This window comes from Pseudomonas kairouanensis (genome assembly GCF_004682055.1).
In the GTDB taxonomy this organism is placed as follows: domain Bacteria; phylum Pseudomonadota; class Gammaproteobacteria; order Pseudomonadales; family Pseudomonadaceae; genus Aquipseudomonas; species Aquipseudomonas kairouanensis.
This window is the reverse complement of sequence record NZ_QUZU01000035.1, coordinates 30,156-47,568: the sequence shown is the minus strand read 5'-3', so window position 1 is coordinate 47,568 and position 17,413 is coordinate 30,156. Positions and strand designations below refer to the sequence as shown.

15 protein-coding genes are annotated in these 17,413 nt (G+C 60.0%); 3 read left to right on the top strand and 12 right to left on the bottom strand.

Going from position 1 to position 17,413, the window contains the following annotated elements:
* Window positions 1-64: 64 nt before the first annotated feature.
* The 5 genes from DYL59_RS23130 to DYL59_RS23110 all read right to left on the bottom strand — a co-directional run bounded on the left by DYL59_RS23130 (window position 65) and on the right by DYL59_RS23110 (window position 4,452).
* Window positions 65-1,294, bottom strand: a complete 1,230-nt coding sequence (locus DYL59_RS23130) for a nucleoside recognition domain-containing protein (RefSeq protein WP_048721443.1) — start codon at window positions 1,292-1,294, stop codon at window positions 65-67.
* A gap of 95 nt (window positions 1,295-1,389) precedes the next feature.
* Window positions 1,390-2,721: a glutamate/aspartate:proton symporter GltP gene (gltP, locus tag DYL59_RS23125; RefSeq protein WP_135291257.1), complete on the bottom strand. Its 1,332-nt coding sequence runs from the start codon at window positions 2,719-2,721 to the stop codon at window positions 1,390-1,392.
* Window positions 2,722-3,449: 728 nt separating this feature from the next.
* Window positions 3,450-3,917: an inhibitor of vertebrate lysozyme family protein gene (locus DYL59_RS23120; protein WP_135291256.1), complete on the bottom strand. Its 468-nt coding sequence runs from the start codon at window positions 3,915-3,917 to the stop codon at window positions 3,450-3,452.
* 2 nt (window positions 3,918-3,919) lie between these two features.
* The gene (locus tag DYL59_RS23115) at window positions 3,920-4,084 is read right to left on the bottom strand and encodes a DUF1328 domain-containing protein (protein WP_003170804.1); all 165 of its coding nucleotides are present in this window, start codon (window positions 4,082-4,084) and stop codon (window positions 3,920-3,922) included.
* 80 nt (window positions 4,085-4,164) lie between these two features.
* Window positions 4,165-4,452: a hypothetical protein gene (locus tag DYL59_RS23110; RefSeq protein WP_135291255.1), complete on the bottom strand. Its 288-nt coding sequence runs from the start codon at window positions 4,450-4,452 to the stop codon at window positions 4,165-4,167.
* Between the two features lie 378 nt (window positions 4,453-4,830).
* On the opposite strand from DYL59_RS23110, the gene algB reads away from it, so the two are divergent.
* Both algB and DYL59_RS23100 read left to right on the top strand, forming a co-directional pair.
* Window positions 4,831-6,177, top strand: a complete 1,347-nt coding sequence (gene algB, locus DYL59_RS23105; RefSeq protein WP_135291254.1) for a sigma-54-dependent response regulator transcription factor AlgB — start codon at window positions 4,831-4,833, stop codon at window positions 6,175-6,177.
* A gap of 10 nt (window positions 6,178-6,187) precedes the next feature.
* On the top strand, window positions 6,188-7,975 hold the full coding sequence (locus DYL59_RS23100; protein WP_135291253.1) for a KinB sensor domain-containing domain: 1,788 nt from the start codon (window positions 6,188-6,190) through the stop codon (window positions 7,973-7,975).
* Here DYL59_RS23100 and DYL59_RS23095 read toward each other — a convergent pair.
* The 6 genes from DYL59_RS23095 to DYL59_RS23070 all read right to left on the bottom strand — a co-directional run bounded on the left by DYL59_RS23095 (window position 7,972) and on the right by DYL59_RS23070 (window position 13,508).
* On the bottom strand, window positions 7,972-8,748 hold the full coding sequence (locus DYL59_RS23095; protein ID WP_135291252.1) for an N-acetylmuramoyl-L-alanine amidase: 777 nt from the start codon (window positions 8,746-8,748) through the stop codon (window positions 7,972-7,974). The two genes, DYL59_RS23100 and DYL59_RS23095, sit on opposite strands and share 4 nt — an antisense overlap.
* A gap of 88 nt (window positions 8,749-8,836) precedes the next feature.
* Window positions 8,837-10,855: a GGDEF domain-containing protein gene (locus DYL59_RS23090; RefSeq protein WP_135291251.1), complete on the bottom strand. Its 2,019-nt coding sequence runs from the start codon at window positions 10,853-10,855 to the stop codon at window positions 8,837-8,839.
* Entirely contained in the window at window positions 10,852-11,730 is an 879-nt protein-coding gene (locus DYL59_RS23085; protein ID WP_135291250.1) for an endonuclease/exonuclease/phosphatase family protein, read from the bottom strand. The genes DYL59_RS23090 and DYL59_RS23085 overlap by 4 nt, the downstream gene beginning before the upstream one ends.
* Before the next feature lie 10 nt (window positions 11,731-11,740).
* Window positions 11,741-12,376, bottom strand: coding sequence for a thiol:disulfide interchange protein DsbA (dsbA, locus tag DYL59_RS23080; RefSeq protein ID WP_135291249.1), 636 nt, complete (start codon window positions 12,374-12,376; stop codon window positions 11,741-11,743).
* A gap of 168 nt (window positions 12,377-12,544) precedes the next feature.
* A complete protein-coding gene (locus DYL59_RS23075) occupies window positions 12,545-13,171 on the bottom strand; it encodes a c-type cytochrome (protein ID WP_135291248.1) in 627 nt (208 codons plus the stop codon).
* Window positions 13,172-13,205: 34 nt separating this feature from the next.
* Complete coding sequence (locus tag DYL59_RS23070) at window positions 13,206-13,508, bottom strand: c-type cytochrome (RefSeq protein ID WP_135291247.1); 303 nt, start codon at window positions 13,506-13,508, stop codon at window positions 13,206-13,208.
* A gap of 192 nt (window positions 13,509-13,700) precedes the next feature.
* On the opposite strand from DYL59_RS23070, the gene yihA reads away from it, so the two are divergent.
* Window positions 13,701-14,342 carry a ribosome biogenesis GTP-binding protein YihA/YsxC gene (gene yihA, locus DYL59_RS23065; RefSeq protein WP_010207832.1) on the top strand — a complete coding sequence of 214 codons (642 nt, stop codon included), beginning with the start codon at window positions 13,701-13,703 and terminating at the stop codon, window positions 14,340-14,342.
* A gap of 270 nt (window positions 14,343-14,612) precedes the next feature.
* On the opposite strand, the gene polA is transcribed toward yihA, so the two are convergent.
* Window positions 14,613-17,396 carry a DNA polymerase I gene (gene polA, locus DYL59_RS23060; protein ID WP_135291246.1) on the bottom strand — a complete coding sequence of 928 codons (2,784 nt, stop codon included), beginning with the start codon at window positions 17,394-17,396 and terminating at the stop codon, window positions 14,613-14,615.
* Window positions 17,397-17,413: the final 17 nt, after the last annotated feature.

Below are 17,413 nucleotides of genomic sequence, written 5' to 3'. Positions count from 1 at the left end.
CGTTTATCCTGACGAAACACGGCCGAATGTGGGAGCGGGCTTGCTCGCGAATACGGTCTAAGCCTCAGCCAAAGAACCAGTAGCACACCGCAATAGCCGCCACCACACCGGCAAACTCCGCCAGCAACGCACAGCCCACAGCATGCCGCGCGCGCTGAATACCCACTGAGCCAAAGTACACCGCCAACACATAGAAGGTGGTCTCGGTACTGCCCTGGATCGTCGCCGCCACCAGCGCCGGGAAGCTGTCCACACCCTGGGTTTGCATGGTCTCGATCAGCATCGCCCGCGCGGCGCTGCCGGAGAACGGCTTGACCATCGCTGTGGGCAACGCGTCGACAAAACGCGTGTCCATGCCGGTCCAGGCCACCAGATGGCGGATGCCTTCAAGGCCAAAATCCAGCGCCCCGGAAGCGCGCAACACCCCCACCGCACACAGCATCGCCACCAAGTACGGCAGCAGGTTTTTGGCCACGTCGAAGCCTTCCTTGGCGCCTTCGACAAACGCTTCGTACACCTTCACCTTACGCAGGGCACCGATCACCAAAAACAACATGATCAGGCCAAACAATGTGAGGTTGCCGAGGATCGAAGACAAACCGGCCAGTGCCGTGGCCGACAAAGTCGCCAGCAACGCCATGAAACCACCCAGCACCAGCGCGCCGGGAATCAGGTAGGCCAGTACCACCGGGTCCCACAGGCGCAGGCGCTGCATCACCGCGACCGACAGCAGCCCCACCAACGTCGAAGCACTGGTGGCCAGCAGGATCGGCAGGAACACCAGCGTCGGGTCGGCGGCGCCTTGTTGGGCGCGGTACATGAAGATGGTCACCGGCAACAGCGTCAGGGAGGACGCGTTGAGCACCAGGAACAGGATCTGCGCGTTACTGGCGGTGTTGGGGATGGGGTTGAGTTCCTGCAACGCCTTCATCGCCTTCAGGCCGATGGGCGTGGCCGCGTTGTCCAGGCCCAGGCCGTTGGCGGCGAAGTTGAGGGTGATCAAACCGATGGCGGGGTGGCCTGCGGGCACTTCCGGCATCAAGCGCCGGAACAGTGGGCCGAGGGCCTTGGCCAGCCAATCGACGATGCCGGCTTTTTCGGCAATGCGCAGAAAGCCCAGCCACAAGGTCAGGGTGCCGAACAGCAGTACCATCACCTCCACCGAGAGTTTGGCCATGGCGAAAATGCTTTCGACCATCGCCGCAAAAATCCCGGCATTACCGCCAACCAGCCATTGCGCCAGTGCTGACACCATTGCCACGACAAAGAAGCCAAGCCATAGGCCATTGAGCATCAGTTAAATCCCCCGAAAGATGGGGCGAATGATAGCGGGGCTGACAGAAACGACAAACCCCGGATTTCCCGGGGTTTGTTCACTTCACGCCAGCCTTAGCCGCGGCTGGTCTCACCGACCGGCAGTGCAGTCTTGGTGCGCCAGTGCGGCAGGGAGTTCCAGTAGCGCTCGCCCTTGGCGTCGTCGTACATGCCTTCCCAACGCGCAATAACCAGTACGGCCAAGGCGTTGCCGATCACGTTCAGCGCGGTACGCGCCATGTCCATGATGCGGTCGACACCGGCGATAAACGCCAGGCCTTCCAGCGGGATGCCCACGCTGCCCAAGGTGGCCAGCAGCACCACGAAGGACACGCCCGGCACGCCGGCGATGCCTTTGGAGGTGACCATCAGGGTCAACACCAGCATCAGTTGCTGGCCCACCGACAGGTCGATGCCATACAGCTGGGCGATAAAGATCGCCGCGATGCTCTGGTACAGGGTCGAGCCGTCGAGGTTGAACGAGTAACCGGTTGGCACCACAAAGCTGCAAATGGCTTTCGGCGCGCCGTAGGCTTCCATCTTCTCGATCACACGCGGCAGCACGGTTTCGGAGCTGGCGGTGGAGTAGGCCAGTACCAGCTCATCCTTGAAGATGCGCATCAGCTTGATCACCGAAAACCCAAACAGGCGAGCGATCAGACCCAGGACAACAAAGGCAAAGAACAGGATGGCGACGTAAACCAGAATCACCAGCTTGGCCAGCGGCAGCAAGGAGGCGAAGCCGAAGTTGGCCACAGTCACCGCGATCAGGGCGAATACGCCGATAGGCGCGTACTTCATGATCATGTGGGTGACTTTGAACATGCTCTCGGACACGCCCTGGAACATGTTCACCAAAGGCTCACGCAACTCAGGCTTGAGGCTCGACAGGCCCAGGCCGAACAGCACCGAGAAGAAGATGATCGGCAGCATTTCGCCACGGGCGACGGCGGCAAAGATGTTCGACGGAATCAGGTTGAGGATGGTCTGGATAAACGCATGCTCATGCTGCACTTCGGCCGCAGTGGCGGTGTACTTGGAGATATCGACCGTACCCAGGGTACTCATGTCGATGCCAGCACCCGGATGGAACAGGTTGGCCAGCAACAGGCCGACCACGATGGCGATGGTGGTGACCACTTCGAAGTAAAGGATGGTTTTGACGCCGATACGCCCGAGCTTCTTCGCGTCACCGACACCGGCAATGCCGACGATCAGCGAGGAGATCACAATCGGGATCACGATCATCTTGATCAGGCGGATAAAGATATCGCCCGCTGGCTGCAACACATTGCTGATCCACCAGGCCTTTTCAGCACTGAAATGGTTGAGCACTGCACCGATTGCGATCCCCAACACCAAACCGATGAGGATCTGCCAGGCGAGGCTTAGCTTTGCCTTCTTCATGTCATTACCTTACTTCAAGTGGACGTATGGCAAATGCGCCAGCTGCAACGCTCGAGAGCGAAAAAGTGTGTGCATCTGCCTCCATGGAAGGTCACCGCAGCGTGGCCGAAATGGCTTACTGGCAGGCGAAAAAAGGCGCAACTATTCCGATGCAAGAGGACGACGTCTAATGCCGTAAACGCCTACCCTATGCCGAATCGGCATGGGTTTTTTTCATAATAACTGTCCAAACGGTCAGTTCAAATGCGACATTTTGTCCGGCAAAGATGCCGTGAACCTGCCAACCCCGGCTCGCTCAGAGAATCAGGACGTCTTTGGACCCTTGGCAGAAGTGCCTGAGATTCTTAAGGTTTCGTGTCAGAAATGTCCTATAGCGCAGGCAATATTTTCTCGATAGATGGTCACCCCGACACACCAAGAAATGGTTCGGGACGAGCAAAAAAGAAATTTGCGGCTATGAGCGGTATGAGAGGAGGGATATGAGCGCCATAAGCCCGCCGCAAGTTCATCAAGCCGTGAGCTTGTGAACCTGCGTCGCAGCTTTTCGCCTGACCCGGCCCTTGCGCAGGCACTCCCTGTACCCGTAGGTCACGCCGATCCCATTTGATCAGAGCAACCCGGCCCCTTGGTCATGCACCCCGCTTGGCGAGGGGTGCAAACAGAAAGAAGCGAGGGGCTTCTTTCTATGGACGCTGGCCTCGTAGGCGACAGGGGTCGCCGGACGAAACCTAGTACCAATTCGGATCTTTCTTGAGCTGTTCCATCAGCAGTTTTTGCATGCCTTCGTCCGGTTTACCGATAAACCGGTAGTCGGCGTGCCGTGTCGGGGATTTGTCCGCCGGAAGACCGGCCGGCACTTCTACCAACATGGCGTAGACATCGTCCTTGTCCAGGCTGAAGGCAACGATCAAGCGTTTGTTCAGGCAGGTATCGGCGGTCTCGCAAAGCGGCCCGACCAAGTACTTGTCGCCATCTTCTTGCACGGCATTCATTTGCTCCGCCGTACCCGACAGGTTTATCACCCATTCGGGCAGACGCTCTTCTTTCTTCACCACGCCTTGCCAGGTTTCGCGGTACTGCGGGTCCGCGCTGAGCAATTCGTTGGCCCGGGATTGGCCATCATTGGCAGCCATCGCCAAGCCGCTACCGCCCAAGAGCAGGGCGGCAGCCACGGTTTTAAACGACAAGGAGGTCATATTCAGCCTCGGCCGCGACGACCAAAGAAGAACGAAGCGATGAACATCACCAGGAAGACGACAAACAGAATCTTGGCGATCCCCGTAGCGGTGCCCGCGATACCACCGAAGCCCAGGACTGCAGCCACAATGGCGATGATCAGAAATGTGATTGCCCAACTCAACATGGTGATTCTCCTTACGCTTCTATAAGAGGTAACAGCGGTAGTGCCTTGAGGACGCTCAACTCAAGCGCCCATTTTTTTGCCTAGAACACCCAACGCTCTTGAACCGGCAGCTCGCCCAAGGTTGAACCCTGGTCGGCAACTCTCAATTGCGGGGCGGTTGATTCGGCAGAAGCAGCACTGCCAATCGAACTGAAATGGGTCTGGGTCATCACCGGACGCTGGAACTGCGGGGTTTGCTGCTGACTCTGCTGCCAATGCTGCACTTGCTGGCCGGCAATCAACGTGACCATCAAGGCCAGGCTGGCAAACATGCCTTGCTGTAGACGCAGTGGCGATACACGCAATTGGCTGAGGCTTTGGCGAGTCATGCTGCTGTTCTCCCGCATTTTGATTATTCGTTAGGAGAGGTATTGCAGAGCGCATGCCAGCTTTTTTACAAAATAAAACTCAATAAAATCAATAAGTTATAATTTAATCATCGGATAGCGGCCCAGCATCCTGCACGATGGCGCCCAAAGGGCCGTGCGAAATGCACGATGGCCAGCGGTCGGAACAATGGATCGAATGCGAGGGAGGTGTTGCCGAAGTGGCAAGACGGCATGAAAACGCCATTAGGCAGGGGCTTTGTAGGAAGCCATGCAGATACCTGCACGACGTCGCCTTTTATCGATCAGAATAAACCATGCAACTTGCCCGATTATTCCGGGACTAAACACCATCATTCATAGTTAAGGAGCGCGGGACAGATGGAATCAGCCAAGGAACTTCAAGGCCGCATTCTTTTAGTGGATGACGAATCCGCAATCCTGCGCACGTTCCGTTATTGCCTGGAAGACGAAGGCTACACCGTCGCCACCGCCAACAGCGCCGCCCAGGCCGATGCCCTGATGCAGCGCCAGGTGTTCGACCTGTGCTTTTTGGACCTGCGCCTGGGCGAAGACAACGGCCTGGATGTGCTGGCCCAAATGCGTGTGCAGGCGCCATGGATGCGCGTGGTGATTGTCACTGCCCACTCGGCGGTGGATACGGCGGTAGATGCGATCCAGGCCGGTGCTGCCGACTACCTGGTAAAACCGTGTAGCCCGGACCAATTGCGCCTGGCCACCGCCAAGCAACTGGAAGTGCGCCAACTCTCTGCACGCCTGGAAGCGCTGGAAGGCGAAGTGCGCCAACCCAAAGACGGCTTGGACTCCCACAGCCCGGCCATGATGGTGGTACTGGAAACCGCACGCCAAGTAGCAGGCACCGACGCCAACATCCTCATCCTCGGCGAGTCCGGCACCGGCAAGGGCGAACTGGCTCGCGCCATCCATGGCTGGAGCAAGCGCTCGAAGAAATCTTGCGTGACCATCAACTGCCCGTCGCTGACCGCAGAGCTGATGGAAAGCGAACTGTTCGGCCATAGCCGCGGCGCCTTTACCGGGGCCAGCGAAAGCACCCTGGGCCGAGTCAACCAGGCGGACGGTGGCACGCTGTTTCTTGACGAGATCGGCGATTTTCCTCTCACGTTACAACCAAAGTTACTGCGTTTTATCCAGGACAAGGAATACGAGCGTGTGGGCGACCCGGTCACCCGCCGTGCTGACGTGCGCATCCTCGCCGCCACCAACCTGAACCTGGAAGACATGGTGCGCGATGGTCGCTTCCGTGAAGACCTGCTTTACCGCCTCAACGTGATCACCTTGCACCTGCCACCACTGCGCGAGCGCAGCGAAGACATCCTGACCCTGGCCGACCGTTTCCTGGCGCGCTTCGTCAAGGAGTACGCGCGGCCGGCACGCGGGTTCAGTGATGAAGCACGCGAAGCCCTGCTCAACTATCGCTGGCCCGGCAATATCCGCGAGCTTCGCAACGTGGTCGAGCGGGCGAGCATCATCTGCCCCCAGGAAAAGGTCGAAATCACTCACCTGGGCATGGCCGAGCAACCCACCAACAACGCCCCGCGCATTGGCGCGGCGCTGAGCCTGGACGAGCTGGAAAAGGCCCACATCGGCGCCGTGCTGGCCACCGCCGATACCCTGGACCAGGCGGCACGTACCCTGGGCATCGATGCGTCGACCCTGTACCGCAAACGCAAACAGTACAACCTGTGAGCGGCACCCTATGAAGTTAGCGATGAAGCTGCGAACTCGGCTGTTCCTGAGTATCTCAGCGCTGATTACCGTCGCCCTGCTGGGTTTGATCCTGGGCCTGGTCAGCGTCATGCAAATGGCCAAGACCCAGGAGTCCTTGATCCGCAGCAACTTCGTCACCCTGGACCTGGGGCTCAAGCTGCGCCAGAGCCTGGGCGACCAGTTGATCATGATGCTGGAGGAGCGCCCCGACCCGGACGCGCTGCAAGCCTCCAAGCAACGGTATTTCGACCTGCTGGACCAGGGCATCGCCCATGAGCAGCGCGACGGGAATGGGTCGGGGTTCAGCCAGGCACGTAGCGCCTACCAAGACCTGCTGGAGGCATTCGGCGAGTCCCAGCAGCCGTCACCTCCTGCGGGCAGCAAGGAAAAACTCACCGAAACCTTCAATGTGCTGCGCAACGGCCTGATCGCCGAACACAAGCTGGCCCTTGAAAATATCAGCAGCAGTGAGCACAAATCCCGCGAGCGCGCTTTACTGATCGCCGGTTTGCTGGGGCTGGTGGGGTTGGCCGTGTTGATTATCGGCTTTGTGACCGCCCACGGTATCGCGCGGCGTTTTGGCGGCCCCATCGAAGCGCTGGCCAAGGCCGCGGACAAGATCGGGCAGGGCGATTTCGAAGTGACGCTGCCGATTTCATCCGCAGCGGAAATGAACCAGTTGACCCGCCGCTTCGGCATCATGGCTGAAGCCTTGCGCCAGCATCAGGCGACCAACATTGATGAGCTGTTGGCCGGCCAACAGCGCCTGCAGGCAGTGCTCGACAGTATTGATGATGGCCTGCTGATGATTGACCGCCAGGGTCGCCTGGAGCACCTCAACCCCGTGGCTCAGCGCCAACTGGGCTGGGACGAGGAGCGCCTCGGCCAGGGCCTGGGCGAAGCCCTGGTGCGCCCGGAATTGGATGAGCAACTGCAACTGGTGCTGCGGGGCGGCAATCTTGAGCGAGCGCCGGACGACCTGGAAGTGGAAGTCGAAGGTGAACTGCGCCTGCTGACCTACAGCCTGACCCCCGTGAGCCATACCCAAGGGCATATCCTCGGCGCCGTGATGGTGCTGCATGACGTCACGGAACAGCGTGCGTTCGAGCGGGTGCGCAGTGAGTTTGTCCTGCGGGCCTCCCACGAGCTACGCACACCGGTGACCGGCATGCACATGGCGTTTGGCCTGTTCCGGGAGCGGGCGAAATTTCCTGCAGAGTCCCGTGAAGCGGACCTGCTGGACACGGTCAATGAAGAAATGCAGCGCCTGATGCAGTTGATCAACGACTTGCTCAACTTTTCGCGCTACCAGAACGGCCTGCAGAAACTCACCCTGGCCCCCTGCGATGTTAACGATCTACTGGAGCATGCCCGTGCGCGCTTCACGGAGCCGGCCAATGCGCAACATATCGAACTGCTGGTGGAAGCCCAGTCCGACCTGCCGCGCCTGTATGCCGACCAGGCGCAGTTGGAGCGAGTGCTCGACAACCTGCTGGGCAATGCGCTGCGTCATACCGCCGACGGCGGGCAGATTCGCCTGCAGGCGCGCCGCCACGGCGAGCGGGTGATCATTAGCGTCGAGGACAACGGCGAAGGTATCGCCTACGGGCAGCAGGGTCGTATCTTCGAGCCCTTCGTGCAGGTAGGTCGTAAAAAAGGCGGCGCCGGCCTTGGGCTGGCGCTGTGCAAGGAGATCGTGCAACTGCACGGGGGCCGCATGGGCGTGTATTCGCGGCCGGGGCAGGGTACTCAGTTTTATATGGCGTTGCCGCTTTAACTCCGGTTCAACGCCCGCAGGATCGCGGCGCTCTCCGCATCCGGTTCGCCGTTATACAGCGCAGGCCGGAAGTGCATCTGGAAGGCCGCGATCACATGTCGCGTGGCCACATCCAACTCGCCGGTCTGGGGCGTTTGGTAGCCTAGGTGCGCCAACTCTTGCTGAAACCAGGTAATGCTCGGCAGCTCGCTGGCGTACTGCACCTCGAAACGCGCGACGGCCTGGGCGTCAGGCCACACGCCAAGTCCTTCGGCGGCCAGGCGCTTCCACGGAAACAGCGGGCCCGGGTCCAATTTGCGCAGCGGTGCAATATCACTGTGGCCAATGATGTTCTTGGGGTCGATGCCGTTGCGCTTGCTGATGTCCTTGAGCAACACCACCAGCGACTGCACCTGCGGCTCCGTGTACGGGTACCACACGCGGCCAGTGGGGGTATCCCGGTAGCCAGGGTTGACGATCTCGATACCGATGGAACTGGAGTTGAGCCAGGTGCGGCCCATCCATTCGCTTTCACCGGCGTGCCAGGCGCGCTGGCTCTCGTCCACCAGCTTGTAGATGGTGCCCGAGGCATCGTCGCCGATCAGATAGTGGCTGCTGACCTGGCCGTGGGTGAGCAATGCCAGGGAGCGTTCCAGGTTGGTGGAGGTGTAGTGGACGACCACGAACTGCACGCGGTTGTCGTGGTTCACCGAGGGGTGGCTGGTGTTCAGCCGAGGGCCGCTGGCGCAGCCCGCCAGCAGGAGAAATACAGAGGCGAAATAAAGGGATTTCATGGCAGATGACATTACGCTGAAGACGATAATGCAACAGTGTAACGTACCGTCTGCGCCCCGACGGTCAAATTACAAAATGGAACATCTTTTACGCCGCCTGCACCTGATTTCGACCCGCCGCCTTGGCTCGATACAACGCCGCATCCGCACGCTTGAGTGCCAGTTCGCTGCGCTCCCCCGGCTGGAATTGCGCCACACCCATGGACACCGTAATCGTCACCGGCTCGCCCTTGAAGTGAAACGGGCAGGCCTCGATCGCTGCGCGTAGCTGGTTACCCACCGCCACAGCATCGGCCACCGAGGAGTTGGGCATCAGCAACACAAACTCTTCACCGCCAAAGCGCGCGATGAAGTCGGTGGCGCGCAGGCGCTTGCGCAGCACGTTGGCGATGATCTTCAGCACTTTGTCACCCGCCAGGTGACCGTAGCCGTCGTTGATACGCTTGAAGTGATCCAAGTCCAGCATCGCCAGGGAAAGGCTGTTGCCATGTTGTTGCCAGGCGTTTACCTCCTGGTCGAGGCGCTCGCTCCAGGCCGCACGGTTTGGCAACCCGGTCAGTGGATCGATCAGGGCCTTCTGGCGCTGCACTTCCAGATGCTCGCGATAGCCTTGAGCCTCCTGCTCCATATTGGCCACCCGCTCGGCCAGCCCTTTCAGACGCGCAGCCACTTCCTGCTCGCGCTGGTCACGTTGTTGCTGGTGCTCGTCCATCGTGCCGAGCAAACCTTCGAGGTGGCTTTCCAGCACATGCTTGAGGCTGTCCAAGTCGGCCGCATCCTGAACACTGGTTTGCAGGCCATCGACCTGCTCACGGATCTGCGTATCCAACTCACGGGCGGCGGAGCGGCTATCGGCATGCCCGTCGCTGGCAACTTGCAAATGCCCCTGGAAGGCTTCAAGGCGTTCATTGAGTTGCTTGAGGTAGGCCTCGAACTCATGCTGGCCACTGTCAGTAATTGCCAACATCAACACCGCCAAATCATCGAGGATCGGCAGCAGCTCGTACCAGTTCAGGCCATGGGCCAAGCGCTCGCGCATGGCTTCGGCCTGGGGCCGGTGACGCTCGGGCAAGGACAGCTCTTCCAACAGGCCGAGCAGGGTGTCTTCGATATGCTTGGCCACGGAGCTGTAGGAAGGCTCCGGGGAATCCGGCAGGGAATATGGACCGTCCGCTTGCAGCTCATCGGGATCGGGCTCATCAACCTCCAGCACCGGCGGGAGCGACAGGCTGCCGATCACCGTTTCATCCGGCGTATCCACCAGCACAGCTGGCGCTTCGATAAAGGCGGCAAGCGCGCTTTCGGGCGCCGGCTCCGGTGTGTCGGCCTCGGACACGGTGGGCTCGGTGCGCGCTTCAGGCGCTTGGTGAACAACCGCTTCGCTGGCCACTTCGGCGGGCGCGACTGGCTCGGCTTGCGCAGCAACCGGCTCCGGGGCTGGCGGCGCGAAGGCGCGCAGCGCTTGGGTGAGCTCTTCGGACTGTTCAGGCTCTTGGGGCTCTGCCGCTGCCTTGGGCGCGGCAGGCTGTGGCGCGGGGCCAGGGGCCGGCTCCGGCACCAACGCTTCATTCGCGCCATCCTTGCTACCAAACAGGCGCTGCAAAAGCCCAGGACCAGGGCGTGGGTTTTCGCTGTCCGGCTCAAGCTTATCCAGCGCCTGCCCTTGCAGGCTGCTCAATTCGCTGAGCAGCAGTGGAATTTCGCGGGCCTGGCTGACGCGTCCGTCCAATTGCTTGGCGAAGGTTTTCAGCGGGCGTGCCACTTCGCGGGGCAGCGGCAGTTTTTGCAACTGCGCGACCAACGAGGTCAAGGCTGTGCTGATCTGCTCGACGCGGGTTTCGCGGCGCTGCTCGGAATCGAGCACGGCCTTTTCCAGGCGCGGCAACAGGGCGGCGAGGGCGGCGTCCATGTCGTCGGTACGGACAACGTCGCGCATTTCCTTCATGCATTGGTCGACCGCACGGTCGGTGCCTTCGGCCGCCAACGTGCTGCGTACCAGCCCCCGACGCAACAGGTCGAGGCGGGCAGCCCAACGGCGTTCGAGCTTTTCTTGTTGCTCGATGCTTTTAAGGTACTTCTCTTTCCAGCGCTGGGCGTCGTCGCTCATGCAAGGGGTCCGCGAGGGCCTGGGCTCAACGCGGGCAATGCATCAGCCGTGAGCGAACCCGGCAGACGAATCTCTACCGCGACCGGCAGGTGATCGGAGATGGGCTGCGCCAGCACCTGTACGCTTTCGAGCGTGAGGGTGGGGCTGAGCAGGATATGGTCAAGACAACGTTGCGGACGCCAACTGGGAAACGTCGCTTCGGCTTGCGGCGCCAATAGCCCGAGGTCACGCAACGGGGAATTCTGCAGCAGGTCATTGGCATGGGTGTTCATGTCACCCATCAAGACCTGGTGCTTGTAGGAACCGATCAGCTCGCGAATATACGCCAGCTGCAGGGTACGGGTGCGTGCGCCCAGCGCCAGGTGCATCATCACCACCACCAGGGCCTCAGGGCCCTCGCCAAAGCGCACGAGGATCGCCCCCCGGCCCTTGGGGCCCGGCAGCGGGTGATCTTCGATGGCAGAGGGTTTCAAGCGGCTGAGCACGCCATTACTGTGCTGCGCCAGGCGCCCGAGGTTGCGATTGAGCTGCTGGTACCAGTAGGGAAAGGCCCCGAGTTGTGCCAGATGTTCTACCTGGTTGATGTAGCCCGAACGCATGCTGCCGCCGTCGGCTTCCTGCAGGGCAACCAGGTCAAAGTCATTCAACAGGTCGCCGATCTTCTGCAGGTTGCCCGCACGTCCGTTGTGAGGCAGCAGGTGCTGCCAGCCACGGGTGAGGTAGTGCCGGTACTTCTCGGTACTGATACCCACCTGGATATTGAAGCTCAACAGGCGCAGGCGGCTGTCTGCCGGCAGGCCTGTGGTTTCCAGATGATGTTCGTTGACCTGCGGATCATGCAGGCCAACGACACGTTCGGTACCCCAGCGGCGCATGACAGGCCCCTTACTTGGCTGCGCGCTCTTTGGCGATCAGCTGGTCGGCAACGTTGAGGGTTTGCTCAGGACCACCGGAGGTGCCCAGGTCGAAACGGTATTTGCCGTTGACGATCATGGTCGGTACGCCTTGCACGCCATACTTCTGCGCCAGTTCCTTGGCCTGCTTGATCTGGCCCTGGATAGCGAAGGAGTTGAAGGTGGCCAGGAACTTGTCCTTGTCCACGCCTTGGGTGGCGACGAAGTCAGCCATTTCGTCCGGCTTGGTCAGGCGCTTGCCTTCTTTCTGGATCGCATTGAACACGGCATTGTGGACCTTGTGCTCCACGCCCATGGCTTCAAGGGTCAGGAACAGTTGGCCGTGGGCATCCCATGGGCCGCCGAACATGGCCGGGATGCGCTTGAAGTTCACGTCGGAAGGGAGTTTTTCAACCCAAGGGTTGATGGTCGGCTCAAAGGCGTAGCAATGCGGGCAGCCGTACCAGAACAGCTCCACGACTTCGATCTTGCCAGGCACCGCAACCGGTACCGGATTGGCCAATTCAACGTAGGTTTTACCGGCTTCAAGCGGCACGTCGGCAGCTTGTGCGGTCATGCCGAAGAGGCTGGCAGTGACGAGAGCGGCGCTGAGGATCAGATTACGCATGCTTTACTCCTGGACAAATAAAGTCGCCTCACGCGACCTTTGTTGTGACAGGTCTGCGCGGGCATGAGTTCGTTAGTGTAACGGCACCGGCCACAAAAAAGGGCGGCCCAGGCCACCCTTTTTATGCTTGCATCGACGGATTAATCGAGCGTTAACGTTGCGTGTGCCTTAGTGCAGGCCTTGGATGTAGCTGGAGACCGCCGCAATGTCTTCATCACTCAGCTTGCGCGCGATGGTGCGCATGATTGCCGCGTCGCCATCGTTGGCTCGCCCGGCCTCTTCCTTGCGGAAATCGGTCAACTGCTTGGCGATGTAGGTAGCGTGTTGGCCACTCAGGTGCGGGAAGCCAGCAGCGGCAATACCGGCGCCATTTGGCGAATGGCAGCCAATGCAGGAGGGCAGGCCTTTTTCCAGGTCACCACCGCGAAAGAGTTTCTCTCCACGGGCCACCAATTTCGGATCGGCAGCTCCCACACTGCCTTTCTGGCTGGCAAAATAGGCCGCGATGTCTGCCAGGTCCTGATCGCTGAGGTTGGTCAGCAGGCCGGTCATTTCCAGTACCGTGCGCTTGCCGTCCTTGATGTCGTGCATCTGCTTGGTCAGGTAACGCTCGCCCTGGCCGGCCAGTTTGGGGAAGTTCGGCGCCGGGCTATTGCCATCCGGCCCATGACAGGCACCACATACGGCGGCTTTCGCTTGACCGGCAGTGGCATCACCTTTGACGGGGCCCTCTGCAGCGACGGCAGCGCCTGTGATGCCCAAGGTCAACAGCAGACTCACGATCAGTTTGTTCATCAGCTAATCCAACTACGGCTAAGGGGTTTAAGAGTTATCTACCGGGTTTACTCACCATCAACTCAATGACGGCCTGGTAATCCTCAGTACTGCAGTCCATGCACAAACCACGCGGCGGCATTGCCTTGAAACCCTGGGTCACGTGTAGCACCAGCGTGTCCATGCCCTGCGCCAGTCTTGGCGCCCAGGCTGCCTGGTCACCCCGTTTGGGGGCGTTGGGCAACTGGCCGGCATGGCAAGCCACGCAAACTCGGTTGTACACCGCTTCCGGATCCTGTGTAGCCTGAGCGCCATAAAGCGGAGCCAGCACACCAAAAGCGAGCAACCATCTGGTCATACGTCGACCATTTCAGGGTTTGAGAGCGTTTTGCGTTCTAATGCGCAATAAAGGTCTTTCGCTCCCGTGAACCTCATCCTTCGCTGGGACAAAGCACACACAAAATCTGCGGCATTATATACTGGCCCTACTGAAACGGAAACGACACCGCTTGCCGCACCCTTTCTCGGCATCGCCCACATCGGAAATCTCATGCAACTCAAGAATCCCATCCTTGGCCTGTGCCAACAGTCCACGTTTATGCTCAGCGCCGCCAAAGTTGACCAATGCCCCGATGACGAAGGTTTTGAAGTCGCCTTTGCCGGCCGTTCCAACGCCGGTAAATCCAGCGCCCTGAACACCCTGACCCACGCCAGCCTGGCGCGCACCTCAAAAACCCCGGGCCGCACGCAGCTGCTCAATTTCTTCAAGCTAGACGATGATCGGCGTCTGGTCGACCTGCCGGGCTACGGTTACGCGAAAGTCCCTATCCCGTTGAAGCTGCACTGGCAGCGTCACCTGGAGGCCTACCTGGGTGGCCGCGAGAGTTTGAAGGGCTTGATCCTGATGATGGACATCCGTCATCCAATGACCGACTTCGACCTGCTGATGCTCGACTGGGCCGTCGCCAGCGGCATGCCGATGCATATCCTGCTGACCAAAGCCGACAAGCTCACCTACGGCGCAGCCAAGAACACCCTGCTCAAAGTGCAGTCCGAAATCCGTAAAGGGTGGGGTGATGCAATTACCATCCAGCTGTTCTCGGCCCCAAAACGCATGGGCCTGGAAGAGGCCTACACTGTATTGGCCGGTTGGATGGAATTGGCGGACAAGGGCGCGGAACTCGCTGAGTAACTTTTCTGCGGGCAAAAAAAACCCCGGACTTCTTATGGGGAGGGGAAGTTCGGGGTTCAAGTACTGGACCGCTAGGGCGGGGTCCAGATATCTGCCAACACTTAACACAACATAGGAGCATTGAAGGGCTTCACCACCCATTCAGTAACTCTGAGTAGCAATTCACGGGTTAAGTTCCGGCAGATTCAAAAAACTATTGGAAATAACTCACGGCGACTTCTGGACTAAAGCACTCTGCCACCACCCTAGAGTGGCAGCAAAGCCCCGTAATCAGTGCGCTTCGTCCCAGTTGTTACCCACGCCCACTTCCACCAGCAACGGCACATCCAGCTGCGCGGCCGCACTCATGTGCTCGCGAATTTTCTCGCTGACCTCAGCCACCAAGTCCTCACGCACCTCCAGCACCAATTCATCGTGCACCTGCAGGATCACCTTGGCGTCCAGGCCTGAGGCGGTCAGCCAATTGTCCACCAGCACCATGGCTTTCTTGATGATATCCGCAGCCGTACCCTGCATCGGCGCGTTGATGGCCGTACGTTCTGCGGCCGCACGTTCCTGGGGCTTGTTGGAATTGATGTCCGGCAGGTACAGGCGGCGCCCGAAGATGGTCTCGACATAGCCCTGATCAGCGGCCTGGCCGCGCGTGCGCTCCATGTACTCGCGAACCCCAGGATAGCGGGCAAAATACACGTCGATATAAGCCTTGGCCGTCTTGGTGTCGACGCCAATGTCCTTGCCCAGCTTTTGAGCGCCCATGCCGTAGATCAGGCCAAAGTTGATCGCCTTGGCGCTGCGGCGCTGGTCCGAGGTGACCTCGCCCAGTTCAACCTTGAACACTTCAGCCGCTGTGGCCGTGTGCACATCCAGATTGTGGCGGAAGGCATTCATCAAGCCTTCGTCCTTGGACAGGTGCGCCATGATCCGCAGCTCGATCTGCGAATAGTCCGCCGCCAGCAGCTTGTAGCCCTTGGGCGCGACAAACGCCTGGCGAATACGCCGCCCTTCGGCGGTACGCACCGGAATGTTCTGCAGGTTCGGATCACTGGAGGATAAACGCCCGGTCGCCGCCACCGCTTGGTGATACGACGTGTGGATGCGCCCGGTACGCGGGTTGATCTGCTCCGGCAAGCGATCGGTGTAGGTACTTTTGAGTTTGCTCATGCTGCGGTACTGCATCAGCACCTTGGGCAGCGGGTAATCATCTTCGGCCAGCTTGGCCAGCACTTCTTCAGCGGTGGAGGCCTGGCCTTTACCGGTCTTTTTCAACACCGGCAAACCGAGTTTTTCGTAGAGGATCGCGCCCAGTTGCTTGGGCGAACCCAAATTGAATTCCTCACCGGCGATCTCGAACGCCTGGCGCTCCAGCTCGACCATCTTGTTGCCCAATTCGATGCTTTGAACGCCGAGCAAATCGGCATCTACCAGCGCGCCCTGGCGCTCGATACGCGCCAACACCGGCACCAACGGCATCTCAATATCCGTCAGCACGCTGGCCAGGCTCGGGATGGCTGTCAGTTGCGCGAATAGCTCCTGATGCAGACGCAGCGTCACGTCGGCATCTTCAGCGGCATAAGGCCCGGCCTGCTCAAGGGCGATCTGGTCGAAGGTCAGCTGCTTGGCGCCCTTGCCGGCGATGTCCTGGAAACTGACGGTGTCGTAGTCCAGGTACTTCTTGGCCAGGCTGTCCATGTCGTGCCGGGTGGCGGTGGAATTGAGCACGTAGGATTCGAGCATGGTGTCGAACGCGATGCCGCGCACGGTGATGCCCTGGGCCGGGTCACCACCGATGGCGCAGTTGGCCAGGATGTTCATGTCGAACTTGGCGTGCTGGCCGACCTTGAGCTTGGCCGGGTCTTCCAGCAGCGGCTTGAGGGCTCGCAACACAGAGTCACGGTCCAGCTGCTCTGGTGCACCGATATAAGCGTGGGTCAGCGGAATGTAGGCCGCTTCGTGGGGCTTTACGGCGAAGGACACACCGACCAACTGCGCCTGATGCGCGTCGATACCGGTGGTTTCGGTGTCAAACGCGAACAATTTGGCGTCGTTGAGCTTCTTCAACCACAGATCGAAGGTGGCCTGATCGAGGATGGTGGTGTACGTCGTCTCAACCGGAGCCGCTGGAGCAACCTCGGCAACGGCTTCGGCTACCGGTGCGGCGTTGAGCTCAACACGTTTGGCGTCGCGCTGAACCTCATCGATCCAGCTCTTGAACTCAAGCAGCGAGTACAGCTCCAGCAACTTTTCGCGATCCGGCTCGATCAGGTGCAGGTCATCCAGGCCCACATCCAGCGGCACATCACACTTGATCGTCGCCAACTGGTAGGACAGGAACGCCATCTCCCGATGCTCTTCGAGCTTGGCCGGCAGCGTCTTGGCGCCTCGAATCGGCAAGGTCGGAACAATATCCAGCTGTTCATAAAGCTCTTTGATCCCGCCATTGACGCCCACCAGCAAGCCGGACGCGGTCTTTGGACCAATGCCCGGAACGCCTGGGATGTTGTCGGACGAATCGCCCATCAACGCAAGGTAGTCGATGATCTGCTCCGGAGCGACGCCAAATTTCTCCTTTACGCCTTCGATGTCCATCGCGCTACCGGTCATGGTGTTGACCAAGGTAATGTGCCCATCGACCAGCTGCGCCATGTCCTTGTCACCGGTGGAGATCACCACCGGGCGGTTGGCTGCTGCGCTGCTGCGGGCCAGGGTGCCGATCACGTCATCGGCCTCGACGCCTTCAACGCACAGCAACGGGAAGCCCAAGGCGATCACGCTCTGGTGCAGCGGCTCGATTTGCACGCGCATGTCATCGGGCATGCTCGGGCGGTTGGCCTTGTATTCGGCATACATGTCATCGCGAAAGGTCCCACCCTTGGCGTCGAATACGACGGCAAACGGGCTGTCCGGGTATTGCTTGCGCAGGCTTTTGAGCATGTTCAACACGCCCTTGACCGCACCGGTGGGCAGGCCTTTGGAGGTGGTCAGCGGGGGCAGCGCGTGGAAGGCGCGGTACAGATATGAAGAACCGTCCACCAGGACGAGGGGGGCTTGGCTCATGAGCAGGATCAACCTTT